The 21,640-nt window shown below is 56.2% G+C and carries 22 protein-coding genes; 16 read left to right on the top strand and 6 right to left on the bottom strand.

Translation table 11 applies throughout. The features are described 5' to 3' along the window. Nucleotides 1–131: 131 nt before the first annotated feature. Nucleotides 132–1,247 carry a hypothetical protein gene (locus Q674_RS25520; protein ID WP_023008188.1) on the top strand — a complete coding sequence of 372 codons (1,116 nt, stop codon included), beginning with the start codon at nt 132–134 and terminating at the stop codon, nt 1,245–1,247. Here the strand turns inward: Q674_RS25520 and Q674_RS25515 are convergent. The 3 genes from Q674_RS25515 to Q674_RS25505 all read right to left on the bottom strand — a co-directional run bounded on the left by Q674_RS25515 (nt 1,237) and on the right by Q674_RS25505 (nt 3,659). Continuing rightward, nucleotides 1,237–2,544 carry an HD-GYP domain-containing protein gene (locus Q674_RS25515; RefSeq protein ID WP_023008187.1) on the bottom strand — a complete coding sequence of 436 codons (1,308 nt, stop codon included), beginning with the start codon at nt 2,542–2,544 and terminating at the stop codon, nt 1,237–1,239. The genes Q674_RS25520 and Q674_RS25515 overlap by 11 nt on opposite strands. A 177-nt stretch (nt 2,545–2,721) precedes the next feature. Further along, nucleotides 2,722–3,318, bottom strand: a complete 597-nt coding sequence (locus Q674_RS25510; RefSeq protein ID WP_023008186.1) for a hypothetical protein — start codon at nt 3,316–3,318, stop codon at nt 2,722–2,724. A gap of 62 nt (nt 3,319–3,380) precedes the next feature. Then, nucleotides 3,381–3,659: a PilZ domain-containing protein gene (locus Q674_RS25505; protein WP_031209819.1), complete on the bottom strand. Its 279-nt coding sequence runs from the start codon at nt 3,657–3,659 to the stop codon at nt 3,381–3,383. Between the two features lie 194 nt (nt 3,660–3,853). Here Q674_RS25505 and Q674_RS25500 point away from each other — a divergent pair, with 194 nt between their 5' ends. Next, complete coding sequence (locus Q674_RS25500; protein WP_014421765.1) at nt 3,854–4,867, top strand: Fe(3+) ABC transporter substrate-binding protein; 1,014 nt, start codon at nt 3,854–3,856, stop codon at nt 4,865–4,867. 150 nt (nt 4,868–5,017) lie between these two features. Beyond that, nucleotides 5,018–6,706 carry an ABC transporter permease gene (locus Q674_RS25495; RefSeq protein ID WP_023008184.1) on the top strand — a complete coding sequence of 563 codons (1,689 nt, stop codon included), beginning with the start codon at nt 5,018–5,020 and terminating at the stop codon, nt 6,704–6,706. 84 nt (nt 6,707–6,790) lie between these two features. Here the strand turns inward: Q674_RS25495 and Q674_RS25490 are convergent, their stop codons facing one another. Continuing rightward, on the bottom strand, nt 6,791–8,458 hold the full coding sequence (locus Q674_RS25490) for an AMP-binding protein (protein WP_023008183.1): 1,668 nt from the start codon (nt 8,456–8,458) through the stop codon (nt 6,791–6,793). Nucleotides 8,459–8,726: 268 nt separating this feature from the next. Here Q674_RS25490 and Q674_RS25485 point away from each other — a divergent pair, with 268 nt between their 5' ends. The 3 genes from Q674_RS25485 to Q674_RS25475 all read left to right on the top strand — a co-directional run bounded on the left by Q674_RS25485 (nt 8,727) and on the right by Q674_RS25475 (nt 11,474). Further along, complete coding sequence (locus Q674_RS25485) at nt 8,727–9,701, top strand: ABC transporter substrate-binding protein (protein WP_014421768.1); 975 nt, start codon at nt 8,727–8,729, stop codon at nt 9,699–9,701. 66 nt (nt 9,702–9,767) lie between these two features. Beyond that, nucleotides 9,768–10,670 (top strand): ABC transporter permease, encoded by a 903-nt coding sequence (locus Q674_RS25480; RefSeq protein ID WP_014421769.1) that lies wholly within the window; start codon nt 9,768–9,770, stop codon nt 10,668–10,670. A 9-nt stretch (nt 10,671–10,679) separates the two neighbouring features. Further along, nucleotides 10,680–11,474 carry an ABC transporter ATP-binding protein gene (locus tag Q674_RS25475; RefSeq protein WP_011784596.1) on the top strand — a complete coding sequence of 265 codons (795 nt, stop codon included), beginning with the start codon at nt 10,680–10,682 and terminating at the stop codon, nt 11,472–11,474. A 60-nt stretch (nt 11,475–11,534) separates the two neighbouring features. Here Q674_RS25475 and Q674_RS25470 read toward each other — a convergent pair whose 3' ends face one another. Next, the gene (locus tag Q674_RS25470; protein WP_023008182.1) at nt 11,535–12,353 is read right to left on the bottom strand and encodes a DUF6160 family protein; all 819 of its coding nucleotides are present in this window, start codon (nt 12,351–12,353) and stop codon (nt 11,535–11,537) included. A gap of 64 nt (nt 12,354–12,417) precedes the next feature. Continuing rightward, on the bottom strand, nt 12,418–12,624 hold the full coding sequence (locus Q674_RS41040; RefSeq protein WP_147232538.1) for a hypothetical protein: 207 nt from the start codon (nt 12,622–12,624) through the stop codon (nt 12,418–12,420). 288 nt (nt 12,625–12,912) lie between these two features. On the opposite strand from Q674_RS41040, the gene Q674_RS25465 reads away from it, so the two are divergent. The 10 genes from Q674_RS25465 to Q674_RS25415 all read left to right on the top strand — a co-directional run bounded on the left by Q674_RS25465 (nt 12,913) and on the right by Q674_RS25415 (nt 21,639). Further along, complete coding sequence (locus Q674_RS25465) at nt 12,913–15,051, top strand: adenosylcobalamin-dependent ribonucleoside-diphosphate reductase (protein WP_014421772.1); 2,139 nt, start codon at nt 12,913–12,915, stop codon at nt 15,049–15,051. A 30-nt stretch (nt 15,052–15,081) separates the two neighbouring features. Continuing rightward, nucleotides 15,082–15,780: an NrdJb gene (locus Q674_RS25460; RefSeq protein WP_023008181.1), complete on the top strand. Its 699-nt coding sequence runs from the start codon at nt 15,082–15,084 to the stop codon at nt 15,778–15,780. Nucleotides 15,781–16,276: 496 nt separating this feature from the next. Continuing rightward, nucleotides 16,277–16,828, top strand: coding sequence for a hypothetical protein (locus tag Q674_RS25450; protein WP_147232537.1), 552 nt, complete (start codon nt 16,277–16,279; stop codon nt 16,826–16,828). 53 nt (nt 16,829–16,881) lie between these two features. After that, nucleotides 16,882–17,784 carry a glycosyltransferase family 2 protein gene (locus Q674_RS25445; protein ID WP_227501177.1) on the top strand — a complete coding sequence of 301 codons (903 nt, stop codon included), beginning with the start codon at nt 16,882–16,884 and terminating at the stop codon, nt 17,782–17,784. A 45-nt stretch (nt 17,785–17,829) separates the two neighbouring features. Then, entirely contained in the window at nt 17,830–18,366 is a 537-nt protein-coding gene (locus Q674_RS40815) for a zf-TFIIB domain-containing protein (RefSeq protein ID WP_023008177.1), read from the top strand. 94 nt (nt 18,367–18,460) lie between these two features. After that, entirely contained in the window at nt 18,461–19,069 is a 609-nt protein-coding gene (locus Q674_RS25435) for a hypothetical protein (protein WP_036198996.1), read from the top strand. Nucleotides 19,070–19,106: 37 nt separating this feature from the next. Continuing rightward, complete coding sequence (locus Q674_RS25430; RefSeq protein ID WP_023008175.1) at nt 19,107–19,409, top strand: hypothetical protein; 303 nt, start codon at nt 19,107–19,109, stop codon at nt 19,407–19,409. Nucleotides 19,410–19,492: 83 nt separating this feature from the next. After that, nucleotides 19,493–19,954 (top strand): carboxymuconolactone decarboxylase family protein, encoded by a 462-nt coding sequence (locus Q674_RS25425; RefSeq protein ID WP_023008174.1) that lies wholly within the window; start codon nt 19,493–19,495, stop codon nt 19,952–19,954. A gap of 109 nt (nt 19,955–20,063) precedes the next feature. Beyond that, a complete protein-coding gene (locus Q674_RS25420) occupies nt 20,064–20,717 on the top strand; it encodes an AraC family transcriptional regulator (RefSeq protein ID WP_023008173.1) in 654 nt (217 codons plus the stop codon). A 115-nt stretch (nt 20,718–20,832) separates the two neighbouring features. After that, nucleotides 20,833–21,639 carry a tetratricopeptide repeat protein gene (locus tag Q674_RS25415; protein WP_023008172.1) on the top strand — a complete coding sequence of 269 codons (807 nt, stop codon included), beginning with the start codon at nt 20,833–20,835 and terminating at the stop codon, nt 21,637–21,639. The last annotated feature ends 1 nt before the right edge of the window (nt 21,640 follow it).

The following is a 21,640-nucleotide window of genomic DNA, read 5'->3' as shown; positions in this document are numbered from 1 at the left end:
AACCCTCAAACTGCGACAGGATTCCCGATATAGCCGAAGTGCCATCCCTATAATGCAGTTACAACAACTTACAAATCGGACACCGGCCACCGGATGCTCCAAGTCAACGCGAAGGGATTGTACGAAACGCCATGAAACTCGTTCACCTCACCCGCTTTATTCTGCCACTCTCTGCAGCCATCGCCCTGACCGGCTGCTTCGATAGTGGCAGCAGCTCCGGATCCGACGATACCCGCACCGGGCAAATTCATTTCCAGGGCGTTGGTGGGCTGACCTACCAGACTGCCAGTCAGTCCGGAAAGACCAACACCCGTGGCGAGTTCCGCTATTACCCCGGCGAGACAATCTCGGTCAAAGTAGGCAATCTCCCTATCGCAGAGGGGATTCCGGCAAGGGAATACGTGACCTTCCTGGAATTTCAGGAAGACACCCGCGCGGCCCTGCAAACCCCGGCCGTTGACGATGAAGGACTGAACAGCCACCAGGTCCGTGAACAGCTATTGTTTGAGAACAACACACTGATGAACCTGTCCCGCTTCCTTCTGGCCCTGAACTGGACCGAGAACGTAGACGACGACGAGGGCATCGACATCCGCGAGCGAGTCATCAACCAGCTCAACCAGGCGCTTGATGATCCTAACCTGCCGAACACCATAGATTTCAATGTCAGCATCGGCGAGTTTACCGCCGAGAATTCGCCGGCCAACCAGATCCTGGCGGAGATCTGCTTCCACCCGAAAGACGACCCACTGTGCGGTGAGCCGCCAACCCAGGAGGAAATCGACAACGCCGATGACCGCCCTGTAGATGGTGAGCTGGATCCTGATATCGACTACAAGGAAGATCTGGAGGCGCTCCGGGAACGAATTCTCCAGTCTGTGCGCAACATGGATGAATTCGACAACGAACAGGCCCGCAATTACCTTCGCAGAGAGCTCGCCGCTATAACCCGGAAGTTATCAAGGCAGTACTACCTGTCACCGGAAGACGCCACACACGCCGCCGGCGACACCAGCATCAAGTCCGTGAAAGTCAAAAAGATCAGGGGGGACGCTCAACTAGCCCAGCTGCAAGCTCAAAGCACACGCCCAACCGACGTTTATGTTAACGCCGAAAGCTGGCAAGAGGCAGAAGTGGAGTACGTGGTCGACGGCCCCACAGGCGGTGAATCAGAAATTCTGGTGAACTTCCGGCCGGAGGGCACCTATCGCTGGGTGCGCAAGCAGATACGCATACTTATCGATTAATCAGTTTACCCAGGGACCAACGGGACTCGGCACCTGTTACATCGTAGCCAGCCGGGTCCAGGCCCTCGGTGCCATGGGGCAAACACTCGCGCACGGTCAGTAACTCCGAGGCGCCTCGGGACTCATTGTGCCGGGCCAGATCAACAATCTTTGCGGATTTCAGCGGCCGATGCTCGGCGTCCTGCATGACCATCACGCTGGGCCACAGCCTCCTTCCCGGTGAATGGGATACCACAATGCCACGCTGGCCATCAGAAAGCTCCACCAGAGTACCGGTCGGATACACGCCCACACCCTGGATAAAAGCCTCAACAAGATCTTCCTGAAATTCGATGTTGCGCATATCGTACAACAGCGATACCGCTTTTGCCGGTGTCATGGGATCCTGATCATCCCTGGGCGCAATCAACGACTCGAAGAATTCTGCAATACCTGCAACTTTTGCCAGCAGCGGGATACGGTCGCCACGAATTCCCTGTGGAAAGCCGGAACCATTGTGCCGCTCGCGGTGCCCCTGAACTACGCTCATAACGGCTCTGGAGAGACCCGCGGCTTCCAGCATCTGACAACCACGTTCGACATAGGTGCGATAAGTCGCGTATTCTTCAGTGGATAGACGGTGCTCTCGGGCCAGCATCTCTTTAGGCAATGCGGTCTTACCCACCTGCGACAAAAGACACCCCACTCCCAGATGGTTCAGGAGCCCTTCGTTCAATCCTAGCTGCCGGCCACACACCAGGGCCCATACTGCGGTATTCAGGGCATGCCGATACACAAAATCATCATACTGGCGGGTGCGGCTCAACCACAAAAGCGCGTTCGGCTGGCGAACGACGCTCTCTACCATGCGGCGGGTGACCTCCGCAGCCGGGCGCAAATCCGGCATCTGGTCATCCTGGATGGTCTCGAACATACGGCTTAATGCCAGTTCCGCATCACTGAGAAGTTTGCGGGATACTTTGAGCTCTTTTCGGAGAGGCACTTCGTTCTTGTAGGCAACCGGTTCGCGAATACTAAGTGGCGCCAGCTGCAATTGCTCACGACCACCGGACCGGGCGTTGGAACGTCGGGCAAAAGGGCGAACCTTGTCTGGCCCGAGGGTGATTTCCTCGCGGGTTTCCGCCACATCGACCATCACCCACTTACAGTGGGAGACAACGGCTTTCAGATCGTTTTCGGAACGGAGGTAAAAGCCCTGGATGGGAAACGGTGTTTGATGCCAGGGGCGATCAAGATCAGACACGAACATGCCGATCTCAAGATCATGTGCCGCAATTTTTTTCTGACGAACGCCCACTAGACACCTCAGGAACAGGGATTCTTAGACAGTTCCCAGTTTGCCACGTTAACGGCAAGACACCATTACTATTTGGTAGCGAACCGTCACCAAAGCGCAACAAGTCGTAACTCAGATTTTCACTCGGCAACGAAATGTATCACTGTGACCAAGCTCACAGGAAAAAGCAGACAGACTTCAATCTTCCAGGCACTGAGTCTCGTCAAAATCCGGCAGACGCGCATTCAAAGAGCCCCGGGGCACCTTCCTGGCATAAACCGTATAGGCGACTGCAGACGGACGAATGTAATCAACATTCACCTCTTCGCCACCCTTCATCAGGGTTGCCCTCGCAGGGTGGCAGGAAACCAGAAGCTCAAAGCGGCTGCCGACATCGGCCACCCGGCCTCCTCCCTGCGGCGTTTTTACCGTGAGACAGGAAGACTGCCCTGTGGCTGGCGAACCTGTTGCCGCCAAGACATCCAGCGAGGGGTCTCCACAAGCACGAATGCCATCACCACAATCACCAGCACTGTCATGACTGCTGTCGGCAATACGCCAGACCCGTTCACTACACTGGGTTTCCAGTTTCATGGTGGTGGCCTGATTACGGCCCGGCCACCACTCTGGATACTCCGCGCTTTGCCAGTTCACCCGCACCTGCCGGGTTTCACCCGCGGAATTCTCCGCGGGGAACATGGCATAGTGGGTATAGTAGCTGGCGCATCCTGATAGCATTGCCATCGGCACAACAAACACCGAGACCATCAATCTGAAATACGCAGGTGAACTCATCAGGCAAAACCTTTCCTTTTAACTGAGCCCATTATCTCCATCATGAAATTCTCTTCCGCCAACTATTCGGCAGTATCGGCAAACTGCAACCCGAACCCGTCAACCGTGCGACGCACCACCACCATATCCAGAATGGGGGCCGGCACAGGAAGCCCCTGCACCTGAACGCTTACGCAATCGCCCAAGAAGGGCTCGAAGACCTGTTCACCCACAACGATGAAAACGCCGCCGTCTGAGATGTCACGGGTAGAGAAGACGAATTCTCCCAACTGTTCATGGACCAACTTCACTTTTGCACTCATTGCCGTGCGGCTATGCTCTCTGCGATCACTACCGACCATGCTCGGAAACCCTGCCATTTGCTGCCTTCTTATAGTGTTCTGAAGCATAACACTATTTTCTGAAAAATATCCCCGAAGGGTTATTGACTCATTCGCGGTTAGCAATGAGAATAGTTGTCGTTTTTAACTGCCTGTCACATTCGATTACAGGCGAACGTTCACCTTTTAGCAACGCGACAGAAAGGATCACCACTATGCGAATGAAACTTGCCGCAACTGCCGCCATCGCTCTGGCCGCCATGCCGCTGTCTGCCTCTGCCGACGGCGAGGTCAACATCTACTCCTACCGTCAGGCTTACCTGCTGGAACCGCTGCTCAACGCCTTCACCGAAGAAACCGGCATTGAAGCGAACGTTGTCTTTGCCAAGCAGGGTCTGGCCGAGCGCCTTGAGCGTGAAGGCCGCAACAGCCCGGCAGACGTGGTGATGACGGTCGACATTTCACGCATCAACGAACTGGTTGAGAAAGACCTCGTTGCCGGCGTTGAGACCGACACGCTGCAGGAGAACATTCCGGAGAACCTGCGCCACCCGGAAGGTAAGTGGTACGCCCTGACCACTCGTGGCCGCCTGATCTTCGCATCCAAAGATCGCGTTGAAGAGGGTGAGATCACCACATACGAGCAACTGGCTGATGACAAGTGGGAAGGCCGCATCTGTACCCGCAGCGGCAAGCACCCGTACAACATCGCCCTGATCTCCTCCATGATCGCCCACCACGGTGAAGAGAAGACCGAAGAGTGGCTGCAAGGCGTCAAAGAAAACCTGGCACGCAAACCCCAGGGTGGCGATCGCGACCAGATCAAAGCCATCGCTGAAGGCGTCTGCGACATTTCCATTGGCAACAGCTACTACTACGGCAACATGCTGATGGACGAAAACCAGCGCCCGATCGCCGAACAGGTTAACCTGGTATTCCCGAATGCCGAAGGTCGTGGCACTCACGTAAACATCAGTGGCATTTCCCTCACCAAGAGCGCGCCGAACAAGGACAATGCCATCAAGCTGATGGAATTCCTGTCCTCACCGGAAGCCCAGCGCATCTACGCGGAAGCCAACACCGAGTACCCGGCGAACCCGGAAGTGAAGCCTTCTGGCCTGGTAGCCGAGTGGGGTGAGATCAACCCGGACGATCTGTCACTGCAGGAAATCGCCAACAACCGCGAAGCGGCTGTGAAGCTGGTTGACCGCGTTGACTATGACGGCTGATCAGCCTCACACCAACCGGTAAACCGAAGGGTGTCCTGTCCAGGGCACCCTTTTTTGTTGGCCACAAACATGACCGCAGTCATTGCAGGGAAGCAACGCACTATCTAAAATCGCAACACTTCTCATCACCACTACGCTAACAGGATCACCATGACCGAGGTCGTTTCCAGTGCAAACCCGGGGCTCTCGCAACCGCTACTGGCAAAACGCACCTCAAAACGGTGGCTGATCAGCGCCGTCCTTACCACCACTATTGTCGCGCTTCCAGTACTGTCGGTGATCTTCCTGGCCCTGTTCCCGGACGAGAACATCTGGCCTCATCTGATTGAAACCACCCTGCCCCGCTACCTGACCACCACCATCAAGTTGATGATCGGTGTGGGCGCACTAACCCTGTTGATCGGACTGGCCACCGCCTGGGCCGTGACCATGTGCGAGTTCCCGGGCCGGAAATTCTTTGAATGGGCTCTGCTGCTGCCTTTTGCCGTACCGGCCTACGTGATTGCCTATGTCTACACCAGCCTGCTGGATTACGCCGGTCCCGTGCAGCGAGGCCTGCGTGAGTGGTTTGGCTGGCAGAACGCCAGCGATTACTGGTTTCCGGAAATCCGCAGCCTGGAAGGCGCCATCCTGATGATCGGCCTGGTACTCTACCCCTATGTGTACCTGCTGGGGCGAGCTGCCTTTCTTGAACAATCACCGTCACTGTTTGCCGTCAGCCGCAGCCTGGGTCATTCCGCACTGAGCACTTTCTTTCGGGTGGTTCTGCCCATTGCCCGGCCAGCCATTGCCGTGGGCCTGTCCCTGGTGCTGATGGAAACCCTGAACGACTTCGGCACCGTCGATTTCTTTGCCGTGCAAACCCTCACTCGCGGCCTGTTCGATACCTGGATGAACCTGGGTAATCTGGGCGGCGCGGCCCAGATCGCGACCACCATGCTCATTTTCGTGGTGATCCTGGTAACCCTGGAACGTTATTCACGGCGCCGCCAGCAACAATACGCGGCCCGCGACAACCGTGATCCGATTCATCGCTTCACCATGTCTTTCCCGCGCCAGATGATCTGTGTCGTCGTCTGCGCCGTGCCACTGATATTTGGCTTCATAATCCCCGGAGCCACCCTGGGCTATTACGCCTGGGAATACTTTGATGTCAGCTGGAACCCGGATTTTATTCAAAACACTTTTAACAGCCTGTTCCTGTCCAGCGCGGCAGCGCTCACCACCCTGATCATCGGCGTTACGCTGGCCTATAGCCGCCGTCTGCACAACACCCGTGGCATGCAGATCCTGATGCGCCTATCCAGTCTCGGTTACGCCATGCCCGGCGCAGTGCTGGCCGTGGGCGTCATCGTGCCACTGGCCGGCTTCGATAACTGGCTGGATTCCCTGATGCGGGATTATCTTGGCGTGAGCACCGGCCTGCTGCTGAGTGGAACGGCCTTTGCCCTGATTTTTGCCTACACCGTGCGTTTTCTGGCGGTGTCTGCCGGCAGTGTGGAGAGCGCCCTCCAGAAAATCACCCCCAGCATGGACATGGCCTCCCGCTCCCTGGGCCACACTCCGGGCAAAACCCTGATCAACGTACACCTGCCGATGCTGCGTGGAACCCTGGTCACCGCCGCCCTGGTAGTGTTTGTCGACTGCATGAAGGAACTGCCGGCCACCCTGATTCTTCGGCCCTTTAATTACGAGACCCTGGCCACCTACGTGTACCAGTTTGCCTCAGACGAACAGCTCTATCACAGCGCCCTTCCCGCCCTGATCATTGTGGTCGCCGGTATCATCCCCATCATTCTGATGAACCGGTCCATCTCCAATTCCAGAACCATGGCCTGACGGCCAGAAATATCGGAACGCCAGAAACAAGAAGGCCCGGCAGTTTGCCGGGCCTTCTTGTCCTTACCGTGTAAGCCGTCGCCTTTACTGCCAGATAACCGGCTGCTTCTTGGCGTACCAGCTGTCCACTTTCGCCTGATAGGCGTCTTCCACCACGTTACGCTTAAGCTTGAGCGTCGGCGTCAGGAAGCTGTTCTCGATGGACCACTCATCGCTGACCACCGTAATGAAAGCCAACTGTTCGTGGGGATCTACAGTTTTGTTTACGTCCTGAATCAGCTGCTTGAAGCTTTCTTCCAACTCCTTGCGGAAGCTCTCGTCAGCAGCTTTCGGGCGAATCTCCTCACCCAGAACCACCAACGCGTGGGGCTGGGTCTGGTTGGCACCCGACACACACACCATTTCGATGGCATCGTGAGACATCAGGCGGTTCTCGATCGGCGCCGGCGCAATGTACTTGCCCTTGCTGGTCTTGAAGATCTCCTTGATGCGGCCGGTCAGCTTGAGACGGCCCATCTCGTCAATCTCGCCCTTGTCACCGGTACGCAGGAAGCCATCCTCGGTGAAAGCTTCAGCAGTTTTCTCCTCATCCTTGTAATACCCCATCATGGTAGCCGGGCTCTTGACCAGCACCTCACCCTGATCGCTGATCTTCACTTCAACGCCCGGCAGGGCTTCGCCGACATAACCGGTGCGGGTACGGCCCGGTTTGTTCATGTGAGAGTAGGCAAAGTTCTCGGACATGCCATAACCTTCCAGCAGTTCCAGGCCGAGATTGCGGTACCAGTCCAATACATCGTTGGACAACGGTGCGGAACCGGAACCGGCCAGCTTCACCTTGTCCAGGCCCAGGCCTTTCAGCACCTTCTTCTTGATCAGCTTGCTCACTACCGGAATCTTCAGCAGGCGATCCAGCTTCTGCTTGGGCACTTTCTGCAAAACACCATGCTGGAACTTCACCCACAGGCGCGGAACCGAGAGGAAGAGCGTTGGCCGTGCCCGCTGAAGATCCTGAACGAAGGTGTCCAGAGACTCTGCAAAATAAAGCTGGAAGCCGGAATACAAAGAGCCCAGCTCCACAAAGGTGCGCTCAAATACATGAGCCAGCGGCAGGTAGGACAACATGCGCTCACCTGGCCCTACGCCCAGAGTCTCGATACCGCCAGCAGCGGCGAACGCCATGTTATTGAAGCTGAGCATAACGCCTTTCGGGCGACCGGTACTGCCAGAGGTGTACACGATGGTGGCCAACTCTTCCGGATCACGCCTGGTTTTGCCTTCCAGTGGCGGGTACTTGGCAACAATGTCGTCCCAGGTCTCGAAATCGTTGGGCGGGCTCAGCGGATAGGAAATGCAGCGAACCGATTCCGGCACACCGGATTTCATACTGTCCCAGTCATCCAGTTTACCCACGAACAACACGTCGCACTCGGCGTGGTTGAGGATGTAGTTCACGGTATCGGCGTTCAGGGTGGGATACAGCGGCACGGAAATGTGCCCTGCCATCCAGATGGCCCAGTCTGTCATCACCCACTGGGCGCAGTTCTTGGAAATCAGACCAATCCGGCTTTTCTCCGGCAGGTTCAGGGATTTCAGGTACGCCGCCATCCGGCGTGCCTCATCCACGGCACGGCCCCAGGTGTACTCAACCACCTTACCGTCGCCAATGGGCTGCGTCATATAAAGGGAATTAGGGCTGGTGGCCTCCCAGTGGTAGACCATATCCAGGGGGAGCTTTTTCGTTGTGTCCATGGACCTTCCTGATTTGTCGTTATAGTTTCGGATTCGCTTTTTCGCGTTCTCGTATTATTAGACTTTAGTAGCCTATTTCAACACACCAGAGCCCGTCAAAACGTGATCCGTGCAAAATAATTTGCATCTGCAACCACTCAAACGCTCGTCGCAACAAACTGCGCCTTCCCCTACACCGATTGCCGCATGGCTGTGTTAAACTTGCGCACCTTGAATTTTTGCCCCCGGTTTCACGGGAAAAAACAGTAACTGACTCGGAGATGGGCATATGGCCAAGAAATCCCTGCGCACGCTGATCGGCGCCTCGCTGCTTGCCGCAGCAAGCCTGGTTCAAGCGGACGACCCCCGTGTTGTTGCCATCACACAGATTGTTGAACACCCGGCACTGGATGCCGTACATGAGGGCGTTAAGGACGAACTGGCCGAGCGCGGCTATCGCGAAGGCGAAAACCTGCGCCTGATGCACGAAAGTGCCCAGGGCAACTCAGCCATTGCCTCTCAGATTGCCCGCAAGTTTGTGGGTGAAAACCCGGATGTAATCGTGGCCATTGCCACACCGTCCGCACAAACCGTTGCCGCTGCAGCCCGTAACGTGCCCGTGGTCTTCTCTGCCGTGACTGATCCGGTTGCCGCCAAACTGGTACAAAGCTGGGAGGCCCCTGGTGCCAACATCACCGGGGTAAGCGATATGCTGCCCATCGAGAAGCACCTGGACATGCTGCAGCGTGCAATGCCCGACGCCAAGCGCATCGGCACCGTTTACAACCCTGGCGAAGCCAACGCCGCCGCGCTGATTGAACTGCTGGAAGAACGCCTGCAGGCCCGCGGTCTGGAGCTGGTTAAAGGTGCGGCCACCAAGACTTCTGAAGTGCTGGGCGCAGCCCGCTCACTGGTAGGCAAGGCCGACGCCATCTACCTGACCACCGATAACACCGTGATCAGTGCCGCCGAAGCGGTTATTTCCGTTGGCGAACGAGCCAAGATCCCGGTTTTTGCTGCCGACACCGCCACCGTTGAGCGTGGCGCGGTAGCCGCTTTGGGCTTCAACTATTACAACCACGGCCGCCAGACCGGCGCCATGGTCGCACGCGTACTGGAAGGTGCCGGCACAGCCGACATGCCGGTTGAAACCATGGAAGAACTGGATCTGTACGTGAACCCCGAGGCCGCCGAACGCATGGGCGTCACTCTGCCCGAAGACCTCATCCAGGAAGCCGTCAAAGTCGTCAAAAACGACAAGTAACGCCTGACCAACACGGGCGGACCCCAAAAGGGCCCGCCCGTTTTCTTTCACGGTGAAAAACTACCCATGCTCAGTGAAATCGCATTCTACGGTGCTCTCGAAACCGGCCTGATCTACGGCCTGGTTGCCTTTGGTATCTATCTCTCTTTCCGTGTTCTCGACTTCCCCGACCTGACGGTGGATGGCAGCTTCCCCCTGGGCGCCGCCGTTGCCGCCATGTTGATTATTGAAGGCTGGAATCCCTGGCTGGCAACTGGCTGTGCGGTACTGGCCGGCATGGCCGCCGGTGCCGTAACCGCCATCCTGAATGTCAAACTCAACATTCTGAACCTGCTGGCCTCCATCCTTACCATGATCGCGCTCTACTCCGTGAACCTGCGCATCATGGGCCGGCCGAACGTGGCCTTGCTCACAGAAGAAACGGTACTGACTCCCTGGTACGACCTGGGCCTGGCTTTCCATCAGGTGCCGGTGTTGCTGTTTACCCTGGTCGCTATTGTGTCCCTGATTCTGTTGTGGCGTTTCATGAAATCCGAGACTGGCCTGGCCATGCGCGCCACTGGCGCCAACGCCCGCATGGCTCGCGCCCAGGGCATTGCGACCGGCGGCATGATCATACTGGGGGTTGCTCTGTCCAACGGTCTGGTGGGTCTGGCCGGTGCTCTGTTTGCCCAGAGCCAGGGCGCAGCAGACGTCACCATGGGTGTAGGCGTAATCGTGATCGGCCTCGCCTCACTGATTGGCGGTGAAGCCGTTATCACCCCCTCCACCGTGGTACGCGCCCTGTTGGCGTGTGTAGTGGGCGCCATCATCTACCGACTGGCCATTGCCTTTGCCCTGAATGCCGATGTCCTCGGCCTGCAGGCACAGGATCTGAATCTGATTACCGCGGTTCTGGTTACCCTGGCCATCGTACTGCCTGGCGTTCGCACCAAGATCGCCAGTCGTTTCACCAGCAAAAAGGCCTGAGGAGGCACTATGATCAGCGCAACCGATCTGCGGCTTACCTTTGGCAAAGGCACCCCGCTGGAAAACCCGGCCCTTCGGGGCATGAGCCTGACGGTAAACCAGGGCGAATTCGTGACGGTCATCGGCAGCAACGGCGCCGGAAAATCCACCTTCCTGAACGCCCTCGCCGGCGAAGTCATGGTGGACAGCGGCCAGATTATCGTCGACAACCTGGACGTTACCCGGCTGCCCACCCATAAACGGGCGGCGCGGGTTGCCCGGGTGTTCCAGGACCCCTTGGCCGGCACCTGCGAAAACCTGTCCATTGAAGAAAACCTGGCACTGGCCATCAAACGTGGCCAAAGCCGAGGTCTGACCAGTGCGGTGAAAAAGCAGTATCTCGGGCAGTTCCGGGAAAGCCTTGCCACGCTGAAACTGGGCCTGGAAAACCGCCTGGGTGACAAAATGGGCCTGCTTTCGGGCGGCCAGCGCCAGGCCGTCAGCCTGCTGATGGCCAGCCTGACGCCCTCCAGCATACTGCTGCTGGATGAGCACACTGCCGCACTGGACCCGAAAACCGCCAACTTCGTGCTGGAACTCACCCAGCAGATCATCGAGGAGCAGAAGCTCACCGCCCTGATGGTCACTCACAGCATGAAACAGGCACTGGAAGTCGGCAGCCGTACGGTGATGCTGCACCAGGGCCAGGTGGTATTCGATATTGCCGGTAAGGACCGGGACGGACTGGAAGTGAAAGACCTGCTGGGCCTGTTCGAGAAACAGCGCGGCCTGGAGGTGGACGACGACAGTCTGTTGTTGGGTTGAAACACCCGACAGACAAAAACGGGGCCCACGCGGCCCCGTTTTTGTTTCTACTTAGCCATTTTAGTGGCCGTAGATCACCATCTGGGTATTGGTAATGGCCAGGTCGTCCATAAAGATGCTGCCAATGGACGTACCACCCACCAGCACACCGCCAATGGTCATGTCAGCGCGGAACGAATCCATATCGACCGCAAGGCTGTCGACACCCAGGCTGTTAGAGCCCTTGTAGATATCGAGGTCCACCTTGGCGAACAGGTCCGGAATGTTTTTGTTGCGAACCGGATCATAGGCATCACCGGTCAGGCGCAGATCCCGGATGCCCACCGCCAGGAACGGTGCATCGAACTCCAGGTTATCAATCGCTATATCGGCGCGCAGGTTCATCACGTCGGTATCCGCATCAATCTCGATATTGGCGCCGCCCATCAGAATGTCAGCGGTGAAATTATCAAGGATGGTGGTGGAGTCTGTGGTGCCAACCAGATTCCACTGGTCGGTGGAGACCCGCACATCCACCGCACCGAACATCTGCGGCAGCACGTTGATGATGGCATCGCCGTCACTGAGCACATCGATTTCAATGCGGATGTTGTCCAGCAGGTCGGTTTGCTGGGCAGCGCCGCCCATCAGGTTAACGCCCAGTTCCGGAAACAGGTCGGTCCGGTTGGTACCGCCCACGAAGATGTTGTTGATCTCAAGCGACCCCTCATCGGTGTAGATAAACCGATCAATGTTCAGCTTGGTCTCCAGTTCAATGGTCACACCCGCCTGGCCGGTGATGTTTCCCATCGTGGTTTCATCCAACGGTTGAAACGCCAGGGCCGCAGGGGGCGCCCCGGCAATACACAGCGCAAGAACGGTAGGTTTCAGGCCTTTCATTGTTCTTTTCCTTTTATAGTCGTTATCACTTCCTGTGGGCCACTGCAGTATTACGACGCCACTGTCATACTCTACCGACACGTCGTTTTTGGATACGTGCAGAAGTCACAAAAACCTGCATTCCAGAACTTTTCAGGCGCACACTTTTTAACCACAAGATGTAGTGACATGCAGAGAATCCGTTAATGGCGCGGCTTCCCGCAGATTCAAGAACTTTTCCATTGATTTTCTTTGCCCACAGGCGCCAATCAATAGTTGCTCTCTTATTCACAGAACACTATATCCTGTTATACTTCCCAAAAAATAAGCCCATATATAGGGTCAGCTACGCCAACACCTACTGATTGTCAAGCAGTAGAAATGCCAGCAGACACAAGGCTGGCTGCAGTGATCAACACAGAATTCCGGTTATGGAAGGCAGTCTTCCCGGCCAGGCACGGACACCATATATAGTGATTCTGCTGGCCAGATAACCCATGAAGTACCAGAAACACACAGGGGTAAGGCGCTGAGGATGGCGTCTTCAAAAAATGAGACATACTGAAAACCGAGGGTGGCAATGAACGCTAAGGCACAGGCAGTGATCACAACGATTCCCATGCAGGAAGCTTCGCTGGATATCTGGAGCAGCAAGTACCAGCTCAAGACCAAGACCGGCGAGCCTGTCGACAAAGACATCAACGCAACCTACGAGCGCGTGGCCAAGGCCCTGGCCGAGGTTGAGAAAAAGAATGTACGCGACAAGTACATGAAGGAATTCCTGTGGGCCCTGCAAAACGGCGCCATCCCCGCCGGCCGCATTACTTCCAACGCCGGAGCCGAAGCCCACAAGCCGGCCACCTCCACCATTAACTGCACCGTATCCGGCACCATCCAGGATTCCATGAACGATATCCTGGAGAAAAACCACGAAGCGGGCCTCACCCTCAAGGCCGGCTGTGGTATCGGTTACGAATTCTCGACCCTGCGCCCACGCGGTGCCTATGTCGCCGGCGCGGGTGCCACCACCTCCGGCCCGCTGTCGTTCATGGATATCTTCGACCGCATGTGCTTCACCGTGTCTTCCGCTGGTGGCCGCCGCGGTGCCCAGATGGCCACCTTCGACGTACACCACCCGGACGTGATCGAATTCATCCAGGCCAAGCGTGAAGACGGCCGCCTGCGCCAGTTCAACCTGTCCCTGCTGATCACCGAAGACTTCATCGAAGCCGTGCGCAACGGCGACGACTGGCACCTGTCCTTCCCGGTTACCCAGAAAGAAGCCGACGACGAAGGCCTGGACCTGACCGACGCCAGCCAGTTCGTCTACCGTGACTTCCCGGTACAGGAAGGCTACGTGGTGAACAACGAAGGCAAGGTCGCCTGCCGCATCTACAAAACGGTCAAAGCCCAGTTCATCTGGGACACCATCATGACCAGCACCTACGACTACGCCGAGCCAGGTTTCATCCTGATCGACAAGGTCAACCAGATGAACAACAACTGGTTCTGCGAAGACATCCGCGCCACCAACCCCTGTGGCGAGCAGCCCCTGCCCCCGTACGGCAGCTGCCTGCTGGGCTCCGTGAACCTCACCAAGTTCGTTGAGTACCCGTTCACCGAGAAAGCGAGCTTCAACTACGAGAAGTACCGCAAAGTGGTGGGCACCTTCACCCGCATGCTGGACAACGTAGTCGAAATCAACGGCCTGCCCCTGGGCGAACAGCGCCATGAGATCACCTACAAGCGTCGCCACGGTATGGGCATTCTGGGCCTGGGCTCCACCCTCGCCATGCTGCGCATGCCTTACGGCTCTGACGAGTCCGTGAAGTTCACCGAAGAAGTGGTTCGTGAAATGGCGGTAGAAGGCTGGCGCCAGTCCCTGGCCCTGGCCGAAGAGAAAGGCCCGGCGCCAATCATGGACGACGAGTTTGAAGTAACGCCGAAGATGATGACCAAGTGCCCGAAACTGGCCGAAGACGGCATCAAGGTGGGCGACAAGGTCAAAGGCAAGGTACTGCACGCCAAGTACAGTGCCTACATGGGCCGTATTGCCGAAGTAGAGCCGGAGCTGGTAGCCAAACTGGCCGAGAAAGGTGGCCGCTTCACCCACCACACCTCCATTGCCCCGACCGGCACCATCAGCCTGTCCCTGGCCAACAACGCCAGTAACGGCATTGAACCGAGCTTCTCTCACCACTACGCCCGGAACATCATTCGTGAAGGCCGTAAAACCAAAGAGAAGGTAGACGTATTCAGCTTCGAACTGCTGGCCTACCGCCACCTGGTGAACCCGGGCGCCATGCCGTTCTCCGATGAAGAAGACAAGAAGCTGCCCAGCTACTTCACTACGTCCGACGACGTAACGCCCACGCAACACGTCGACATCCAGGCTGCGGCACAGAAATGGGTAGATTCCTCCATTTCCAAAACCGCTAACGTTCCTACAGAATTCCCGTACCAGGATTTCAAGGACATCTACCTGTACGCCTACGACAAGGGTCTGAAAGGCTGCACCACCTTCCGCTTCAACCCGGAAGCGTTCCAGGGCGTACTGGTTAAAGAGAAAGACCTTGAGAACACAATGTATGAGTTCACCCTGGACGACGGCAGCAAAGTGACCCTGCGCGGCAACGAACAGGTAGAGTACGACGGCGAAATTCACACCGCCGCCAACCTCTTCGACGCGCTGAAAGAAGGCACTTACGGCAAGTATTGATCCGGGAACCGACAGACAGGAATTACGAACATGACAGTGAAAATCAGCAACAAGATCGTCGGCTACCGGGTAAAGAAAGCCGACGCCGAGACCACGGGTGAGCACCAGGCGCCGGTGAAAGCCGACACCAAGCCGGTGGAGATGAACGAGAACATCGAACGCCCGGATTTCCTCCTGGGCACCACCTACAAGATCAAGCCGCCGGTGGCCGAGCACGCGATGTACATTACCATCAATGACATCCTGCTGAACGAAGACACAGACCACGAAAGCCGGCAGCCGTATGAAGTGTTCATCAACTCCAAATCGATGGAGCACTTCCAGTGGGTTATCGCCCTCACCCGCGTTATCTCAGCGGTGTTCCGCAAAGGTGGTGACGTCACTTTCCTGGTGGAAGAGCTGCGCAGCGTGTACGACCCCAACGGCGGGTACTTCAAGAAGGGCGGCGTGTTCATGCCCTCACTGGTAGCCGAGATCGGCGCCGTGATCGAGAAGCACCTGAAGGCCATCGGCCTGCTGGAAAGCGACGAGCTGAGCGAGACCACCAAGCGCATCCTCGCTGAAAAGCGGGCAGAGTTTGAGGCCAGCCAGAACAAGGCCACCAACGACGACAGCGGCAGCGACTACCCCGCCAACGCCACCATGTGCGGCAAATGCAGCACCAAAGCGGTGATTGTGATGGACGGATGCGCTACCTGCCTGTCCTGCGGCGACAGCAAGTGCGGTTAAGGTGATTGACCGCTGAGTGATGAAAAGGCCCGGTTGCGGAAGCTTCCGGGCCTTGCTGTTTAAAGGCAGCAAACACAAGGAATGTTCATAGATCATGGCAAGGAATCAAGGCCAAGGTGGGCCGATTGAATCACGGCTAATCAGCTTATTGGCATCGTTGTTTTTCTCTATCCCAACAGCAGCCCTCATTTGGCTCTGGGTCAATTTGGAGTTAGCTATTTACTGGGATTCCTTTCTCAGTAGTGGTTACCTTGTCGCCTGTATTATTGTCTTCGCTGTGTTGGCCATACTGCTCCCGCAATTGTTTCCATCCATTCTCGGGTCCGTTTGGCGTGGTATAGCCAAACTATGGAGCTGGTGGGGCTGGTAGCCCTGTGACTCACCTCGCGTTCAGGCTCCAATGGGTTTTCCGCTGCGCCCCCAACTAACAGCAACTAAAGACCTTAAATGTCTGATGCAGTCAGCGCACGCTTTGATCAGTTTTAATAGGGACGTTATGAAGGAAATTCTTGTTGTTGTTTGTGTCTTGTTTTTGGCGGCTTGTAAATCAAGCAATTCCGATAATGACCAGCCAGATGTTGGCGCCGAAACAATCGCTCCTGAGGTAGGAAGCTGGATCAGGGCCTGCTCCCCAATTGATGATGTGATCACAGCAGAAATATTTTATGACGGCGAGTTATCCGCTCGGTGGGTAGAGCGACTCGACATCACAGAAAACACTATAGTGGTCTCTCGATCCGTTTATGTTGATGAGATGTGCGAGACGCCTCTGTCCTTCGAGGACGGACCGGGAATTGTACTTCAGTGTTTCGGGGAAACTCGTCAAAGAGTGCTGGTACAAGGCGTATACGAGGTGCTGAGCTTTCCCTACATTGATGACCGGTACAATCCCCAGGTTCCCGAAAGTTGTGATTTGGCATCTGAGCCGGGCATGAACGTTTATCCGGTGGGTGATGTGCTCTACAGGGCTTACTATACGGACGCGATGAGCAGTGAACCCTCGGAACTGGTGGTCGATTTCAATCAGGTTTTTGAAAGGGTCCAGTGATCTGAACCGCCCTTTATTCACCGGAAAGGGAACAATCTTTGGAAAGGAAAACCGTGCCTGCGTCAGCCCCTCTGGTCAGCATTATCACCCCCACCTTCAACCGTGAGCGCACCATCACGCAAGCGGTCGAGTCTGTGCTGGCCCAATCCTATCCCCACTGGGAGCTGATCATCGTCGATGATGGCTCCCGGGACAGCACCCGCGAGAAGCTGGCCAGTTACCTGGACGATGAACGCATCCACTACCATTTTCAGGAGAACCAGGGCCAGAGCATTGCCCGGAACCTGGCGCTTCAATATGCCCGAGGCGAATTGCTGTGTTTTCTGGATTCCGATGACCTGTGGGTGCCTGAAAAGCTGGAGAAGCAAGTGGCGCTTATGGAGGCTCACCCGAAGGTGGATGTCCTTCACAGTGATGAAATCATGATCGACGAGCAGGGCCGGGAGTTGTCCCGCAAGAATATGCGCCGGTACTCGGGCCGGATTGCCCGCCAGATGCTGGTGGACAACAGCGTGAGCATCAACACGGTAATGGCGCGGCGGAAATGCTTCGATGCCATGGGCGGGTTTTCGGGCCGCTACGGCGTTGCCGACGATTACGACATCTGGCTGCGTTTTTCAGCCCGTTTCACCTTCCTGTATGTGCCCGAGTATTGGGGCTATTACCGGGTGATGGCAGACCAGATTTCCAGCGACAAGAAACGCCGATTTGCCGCCAACGAAGCGATCATTCGTGATTTTATCGAGGAATACGGAAGTACACTCCAACCCGGTGACATCCGCTGGGGTCTGGCCCGCTTCTACTGCCGGAAAGCCCGTCATTTTGCATCAGCAGGAGACTCGGCGACTGCCTGGGGCGCGGTTGCTCAGGCGTTGCGGTATGCTCCGCTGGATTCCGTGGTATGGCGCGCCGTTTATCGGGTGATCTTTCCCCCCAGCGACACCTTACAAGATTAACACTGGTAGCCTGTCAGACTGGTTTTCATCAAGAAAGGAATGGCCATGAAATGCCCGAAATGCAGAAACACGGACCTGAAACCCACCAAGATTGAGGATGGCCTCCCGGTTATGGGTTGCCCGGACTGTGAGGGTGCCTCGCTGTCATTGCTCTACTATCGAGACTGGGCAGAACGAAATGCACCGGTCGAGCAGAGCGAAAGTGTTGACTCCGATGTAACCGTCGAAAATGATGCCAAAACCGCCCTCTCCTGCCCCAAGTGCAGCAAACTCATGACCAAATACTCGGTATCCAGCGAGCACAAGAACCGTATCGATCTCTGCGGATTCTGTGATGAGGCCTGGCTCGACGGCAGCGAATGGACGTTGCTCAAGTCCCTGGAGCTCGCCCACAAGCTTCCCTCGGTGTTCACCGACCAATGGCAGCGGAAGGTGCGGGATGAAAAAATGGAGAGCAAGAAAGTCGAGCGCCTGAAAAAACTGGTGGGAGAAACCGATACCACGAGGGCCGTTGAAATCCGGGATTGGTTGAAGAATCACAACCGAAAGGCTGCAATCGTTCAGTTTATTGCCTCGGAGTGATCGGCTTTTAACAGGCAACTCTGGATTCCCATACTCTCGCGGCACCGGCAACTATCCGTGTCGCCTCATATGGCGGTCGCTCATGGCTAAAGCAATGAACCAAACACGATGGCAAACCCTGATGAGCGCTCTGGGGCTCCCGCTTTCAGAAGAGTGTTATCACGCACTCCATGCCGCCTACTTAGAGAAGCACCGGTTCTACCATACCGTCGATCACATTGATGCCATGCTTACCCACTTTGACGGCGTAAAGGAAATCGCTGAAAAACCGGAAGAGCTGGAGCTGGCCATCTGGTTCCACGATGCCGTCTACAAGTCCCTGTCGAAGACTAACGAGCTGGACAGCGCAAACTGGGCACAGACGTTCCTGGCTGCTCACAGTTACGGTAAGGCAGGCATCGAGCGCGTGCACAACCTCATCATGGCCACCCTGCACAATGGCAACATCGAGACTCCGGACGAGCAGCTGATTGTAGATATCGACCTTGCTATTCTGGGCGCCCCGCCTGAGGTGCACGATCAGTTTGAGCGTAACGTACGCAAGGAATACAGGCTGGTGCCCGGGTTTATCTACCGCAAGAAGCGAAAGGAGCTGCTTCGGTCCTTTCTGAGTAGAGGCAGCATTTATAACCTTGAGCTGTTTAACGAAAAATACGAAGATCAAGCCAAACAGAACCTCCACAGGGCCATTAGCACGTTATAGACTGCCCTGCGTAATCAGCGGATAAAAAGGACTTTCCATGACTCTCGGATGGGTAATTGCCGGCACAATCGGCCAGGTGCTTCTGGCCTACATGCTGTTTATTCTGGGTGTATTCGGTTTCAGCGCCGTGGGTAACACCCACCGCCCCACTCCGTTCGATTTCTCGGTACTCAACTCGGCCCTGTATGCAGCGCCTGCAAGCTGTCTGATCAGTGCGGTGGTTGTTATTGGTCTCTACCGCTCTGGCGCGAGTGAAATGTCCTATCTCTGGTACGCAGCGCCGATTCTGTTGTTTGCAAGCTACTGCCTGTACGTCAAGCTGTGTATCAAACGCCAGTGAGTGGCGTTGTGTCGAAAATCTTCAATACCCGCTCGCCCGTAGTGATTATTGTGAAACTCCAACACTATTGGAGAACATGAACGATGACTGCACGCGCGAACTATATCGGCCTGGCACCCAAAGCCATGCAGATCCTATTGAATCAGGAAGCCTATCTGAAAGAGCAGTTCAGCGACTCCAGCATCCTGAGCACGGCGTTGTGGGAGCTGCTGAAGCTACGGGTTTCACAGATTAACCAGTGCGCCTTTTGCGTGGACATGCACAGTAAAGATGCCCTGGCCCAGGGCGAGACAGTGGAGCGTTTGATTGGCTTGAGCGCTTGGCGGGATATGCCGATGTACTCAGCCACAGAGCGCGCGGCTCTTGAGTGGGCAGAGCATCTTACCCAAAGCAAGCCGGTGGACGACCACTACTATGACAAACTGGCAACGGCCCTTGGCGAAAAAGGGCTGGTTGATGTAACCATCGCGGTGAACGCTATCAACAGCTGGAACCGGATCGTCAAAACCTTCAAGCCAGAGGTAGGCAGTCATAAACCCAAGTAGCCTTCGCAAACCTACGTTCGACTTTCAGTTGTCCTGCCCATCGGGACCACTGTCGGCCTTCGTTCAGGGGCTTTGGTCTGCGGCTGTCTCAGAATCGGTAGCGGAACCTGTGGTAAAGCTGCTGCATTCTGAGGCGTGCAGCAGCATCTGGTTCAGTCTTGCGGGGGACGTACGAATCGGGGATATAGCCATTCCTGAAGGGGTGGTGGTTTTGCCGGTAGAGAAGGTGGCCGCCCAGGTATCACTGGCGCCGGGATCAGAGCTCGCGGGGATTCGCTTTCAGCCTGCCATCGGCTATGGCCTGATCCGCCAGCACTTTGGCCGGCCCACGGTACTGACCCGTGACCCGAGGCAATTGCCCGGTCTCATTCCGCTCTTTTCCCGACTCAAAACCTGTTGCAACAATGTAAGCCGCGTGAGCACGATGCAAAGCTGGGCTGATGACAACTTCCGGCTCACCCGGCTCATTCCCGGCGCTCTGCAGCAGGCTCTGGAGTGTATGAGAGACAATGCGGAACCGGGCTCGCTTACGCAACACCTGGAAATCAGTCAGCGCCATGTGGAACGCCTTTTCAAACACTGGATGGAAATGACGCCGAAGCAGTACCAGCGCATTCTTCGGGTGAAACGGGCCGTCAATTACATTCGTGAGCATGGCCAGGTTAACCTGGCTGAAATTGCTCATCAGTTCGGCTTCAGTGACCAGGCTCATATGACCCGGGAGTTCCGTACGATTGCTCGCATCACGCCGGGCAAGGTGTAATCACTGGAAATGAGGCATGAGGACTGGAATCCCCCTACTCATTTTTCGTAGCCTATTACCAGGTTCATATGCAGCCCCCGACCAGTGCAGATCAGCAAACTTGGAGTTGTCTCTTATGAAGGGAATCAAAAGCGCCTGCGCACTAATCGTCCTCACCTTTTTCTCCGCTCTGACTCAAGCCGCCACCGCCGTCGAAATGGCCAAGCAGGCGTATTTCTTGATTGAGCGTGACCCTCTCGATCTTGATCAACGCAATGAAGCGAGTTACCTGATTCAGCGCGCCAATGTGTTGGATGGCGACGAGCCGTGGGTGGCGGTTGCCCAATCCCGCCTGACTCTGGTGAGCGGCTACAGGGTTGGGCAACGACACGATCGCCGGGCCTACGAAGAAAGCGCCGTCAGCACCGCAAGGCAACAGGCGGAACGCGCAGTTCGTAATGGGCCGAACCTGGCCATGGCACACGTTCAGTTGGCCATGGTGCTCATTATTCAAGGCGAACTGCGTACGGCCTGGGATCATTTGAATACCGCAGACTCACTGGATGAACAGAGCTTCTACCCCTGGTACCTGCGGACGGTTATCGCGATACACCACAAAGACGAAAAATTCGCCGCAGAGGGTTTCAAAGAAATCGAGAGCAGAGCATCCCAGAAGTATCAGAAACGGCTGTTGCTTCAGGAGCGCATGCGGTTGGCCAAGGCTACTAAAAACCTTGAGGAGCGGGATAGGCTGTATCGGGAAATGATCGATCTGGACCCGGACTATGCCTACGCCTGGGGCAATTACGGTTCATTTCTATTGGGCCAGAAGCGTTACCGGGAAGCCGTGCATAACCTGGAGCGAGCCGTAGAGTTGAAACCCTACGGGCTCGCGGTGAGCCAGTTAGCGGAGGCACGCAGGAAGCTGAATCAGGCGTTTTGAT

Origin of the sequence: Marinobacter sp. EVN1 (genome assembly GCF_000475375.1) — a bacterium.
In the GTDB taxonomy this organism is placed as follows: domain Bacteria; phylum Pseudomonadota; class Gammaproteobacteria; order Pseudomonadales; family Oleiphilaceae; genus Marinobacter; species Marinobacter nauticus.
This window is presented reverse-complemented; position numbering and strand designations above follow the sequence as displayed.

What these genes read in the sequence shown, in the direction of transcription:
- Q674_RS25520 (WP_023008188.1), top strand. Translation starts at nt 132, where the DNA reads ATGAAACTCGTTCACCTCACCCGCTTTATTCTGCCACTCTCTGCAGCC.
- Q674_RS25510 (WP_023008186.1), bottom strand. Translation starts at nt 3,318, where the DNA reads ATGAGTTCACCTGCGTATTTCAGATTGATGGTCTCGGTGTTTGTTGTG.
- Q674_RS25505 (WP_031209819.1), bottom strand. Translation starts at nt 3,659, where the DNA reads ATGGTCGGTAGTGATCGCAGAGAGCATAGCCGCACGGCAATGAGTGCA.
- Q674_RS25500 (WP_014421765.1), top strand. Translation starts at nt 3,854, where the DNA reads ATGCGAATGAAACTTGCCGCAACTGCCGCCATCGCTCTGGCCGCCATG.
- Q674_RS25495 (WP_023008184.1), top strand. Translation starts at nt 5,018, where the DNA reads ATGACCGAGGTCGTTTCCAGTGCAAACCCGGGGCTCTCGCAACCGCTA.
- Q674_RS25490 (WP_023008183.1), bottom strand. Translation starts at nt 8,458, where the DNA reads ATGGACACAACGAAAAAGCTCCCCCTGGATATGGTCTACCACTGGGAG.
- Q674_RS25485 (WP_014421768.1), top strand. Translation starts at nt 8,727, where the DNA reads ATGGCCAAGAAATCCCTGCGCACGCTGATCGGCGCCTCGCTGCTTGCC.
- Q674_RS25480 (WP_014421769.1), top strand. Translation starts at nt 9,768, where the DNA reads ATGCTCAGTGAAATCGCATTCTACGGTGCTCTCGAAACCGGCCTGATC.
- Q674_RS25475 (WP_011784596.1), top strand. Translation starts at nt 10,680, where the DNA reads ATGATCAGCGCAACCGATCTGCGGCTTACCTTTGGCAAAGGCACCCCG.
- Q674_RS25470 (WP_023008182.1), bottom strand. Translation starts at nt 12,353, where the DNA reads ATGAAAGGCCTGAAACCTACCGTTCTTGCGCTGTGTATTGCCGGGGCG.
- Q674_RS25465 (WP_014421772.1), top strand. Translation starts at nt 12,913, where the DNA reads ATGAACGCTAAGGCACAGGCAGTGATCACAACGATTCCCATGCAGGAA.
- Q674_RS25460 (WP_023008181.1), top strand. Translation starts at nt 15,082, where the DNA reads ATGACAGTGAAAATCAGCAACAAGATCGTCGGCTACCGGGTAAAGAAA.
- Q674_RS25450 (WP_147232537.1), top strand. Translation starts at nt 16,277, where the DNA reads ATGAAGGAAATTCTTGTTGTTGTTTGTGTCTTGTTTTTGGCGGCTTGT.
- Q674_RS40815 (WP_023008177.1), top strand. Translation starts at nt 17,830, where the DNA reads ATGAAATGCCCGAAATGCAGAAACACGGACCTGAAACCCACCAAGATT.
- Q674_RS25435 (WP_036198996.1), top strand. Translation starts at nt 18,461, where the DNA reads ATGAACCAAACACGATGGCAAACCCTGATGAGCGCTCTGGGGCTCCCG.
- Q674_RS25430 (WP_023008175.1), top strand. Translation starts at nt 19,107, where the DNA reads ATGACTCTCGGATGGGTAATTGCCGGCACAATCGGCCAGGTGCTTCTG.
- Q674_RS25425 (WP_023008174.1), top strand. Translation starts at nt 19,493, where the DNA reads ATGACTGCACGCGCGAACTATATCGGCCTGGCACCCAAAGCCATGCAG.
- Q674_RS25415 (WP_023008172.1), top strand. Translation starts at nt 20,833, where the DNA reads ATGAAGGGAATCAAAAGCGCCTGCGCACTAATCGTCCTCACCTTTTTC.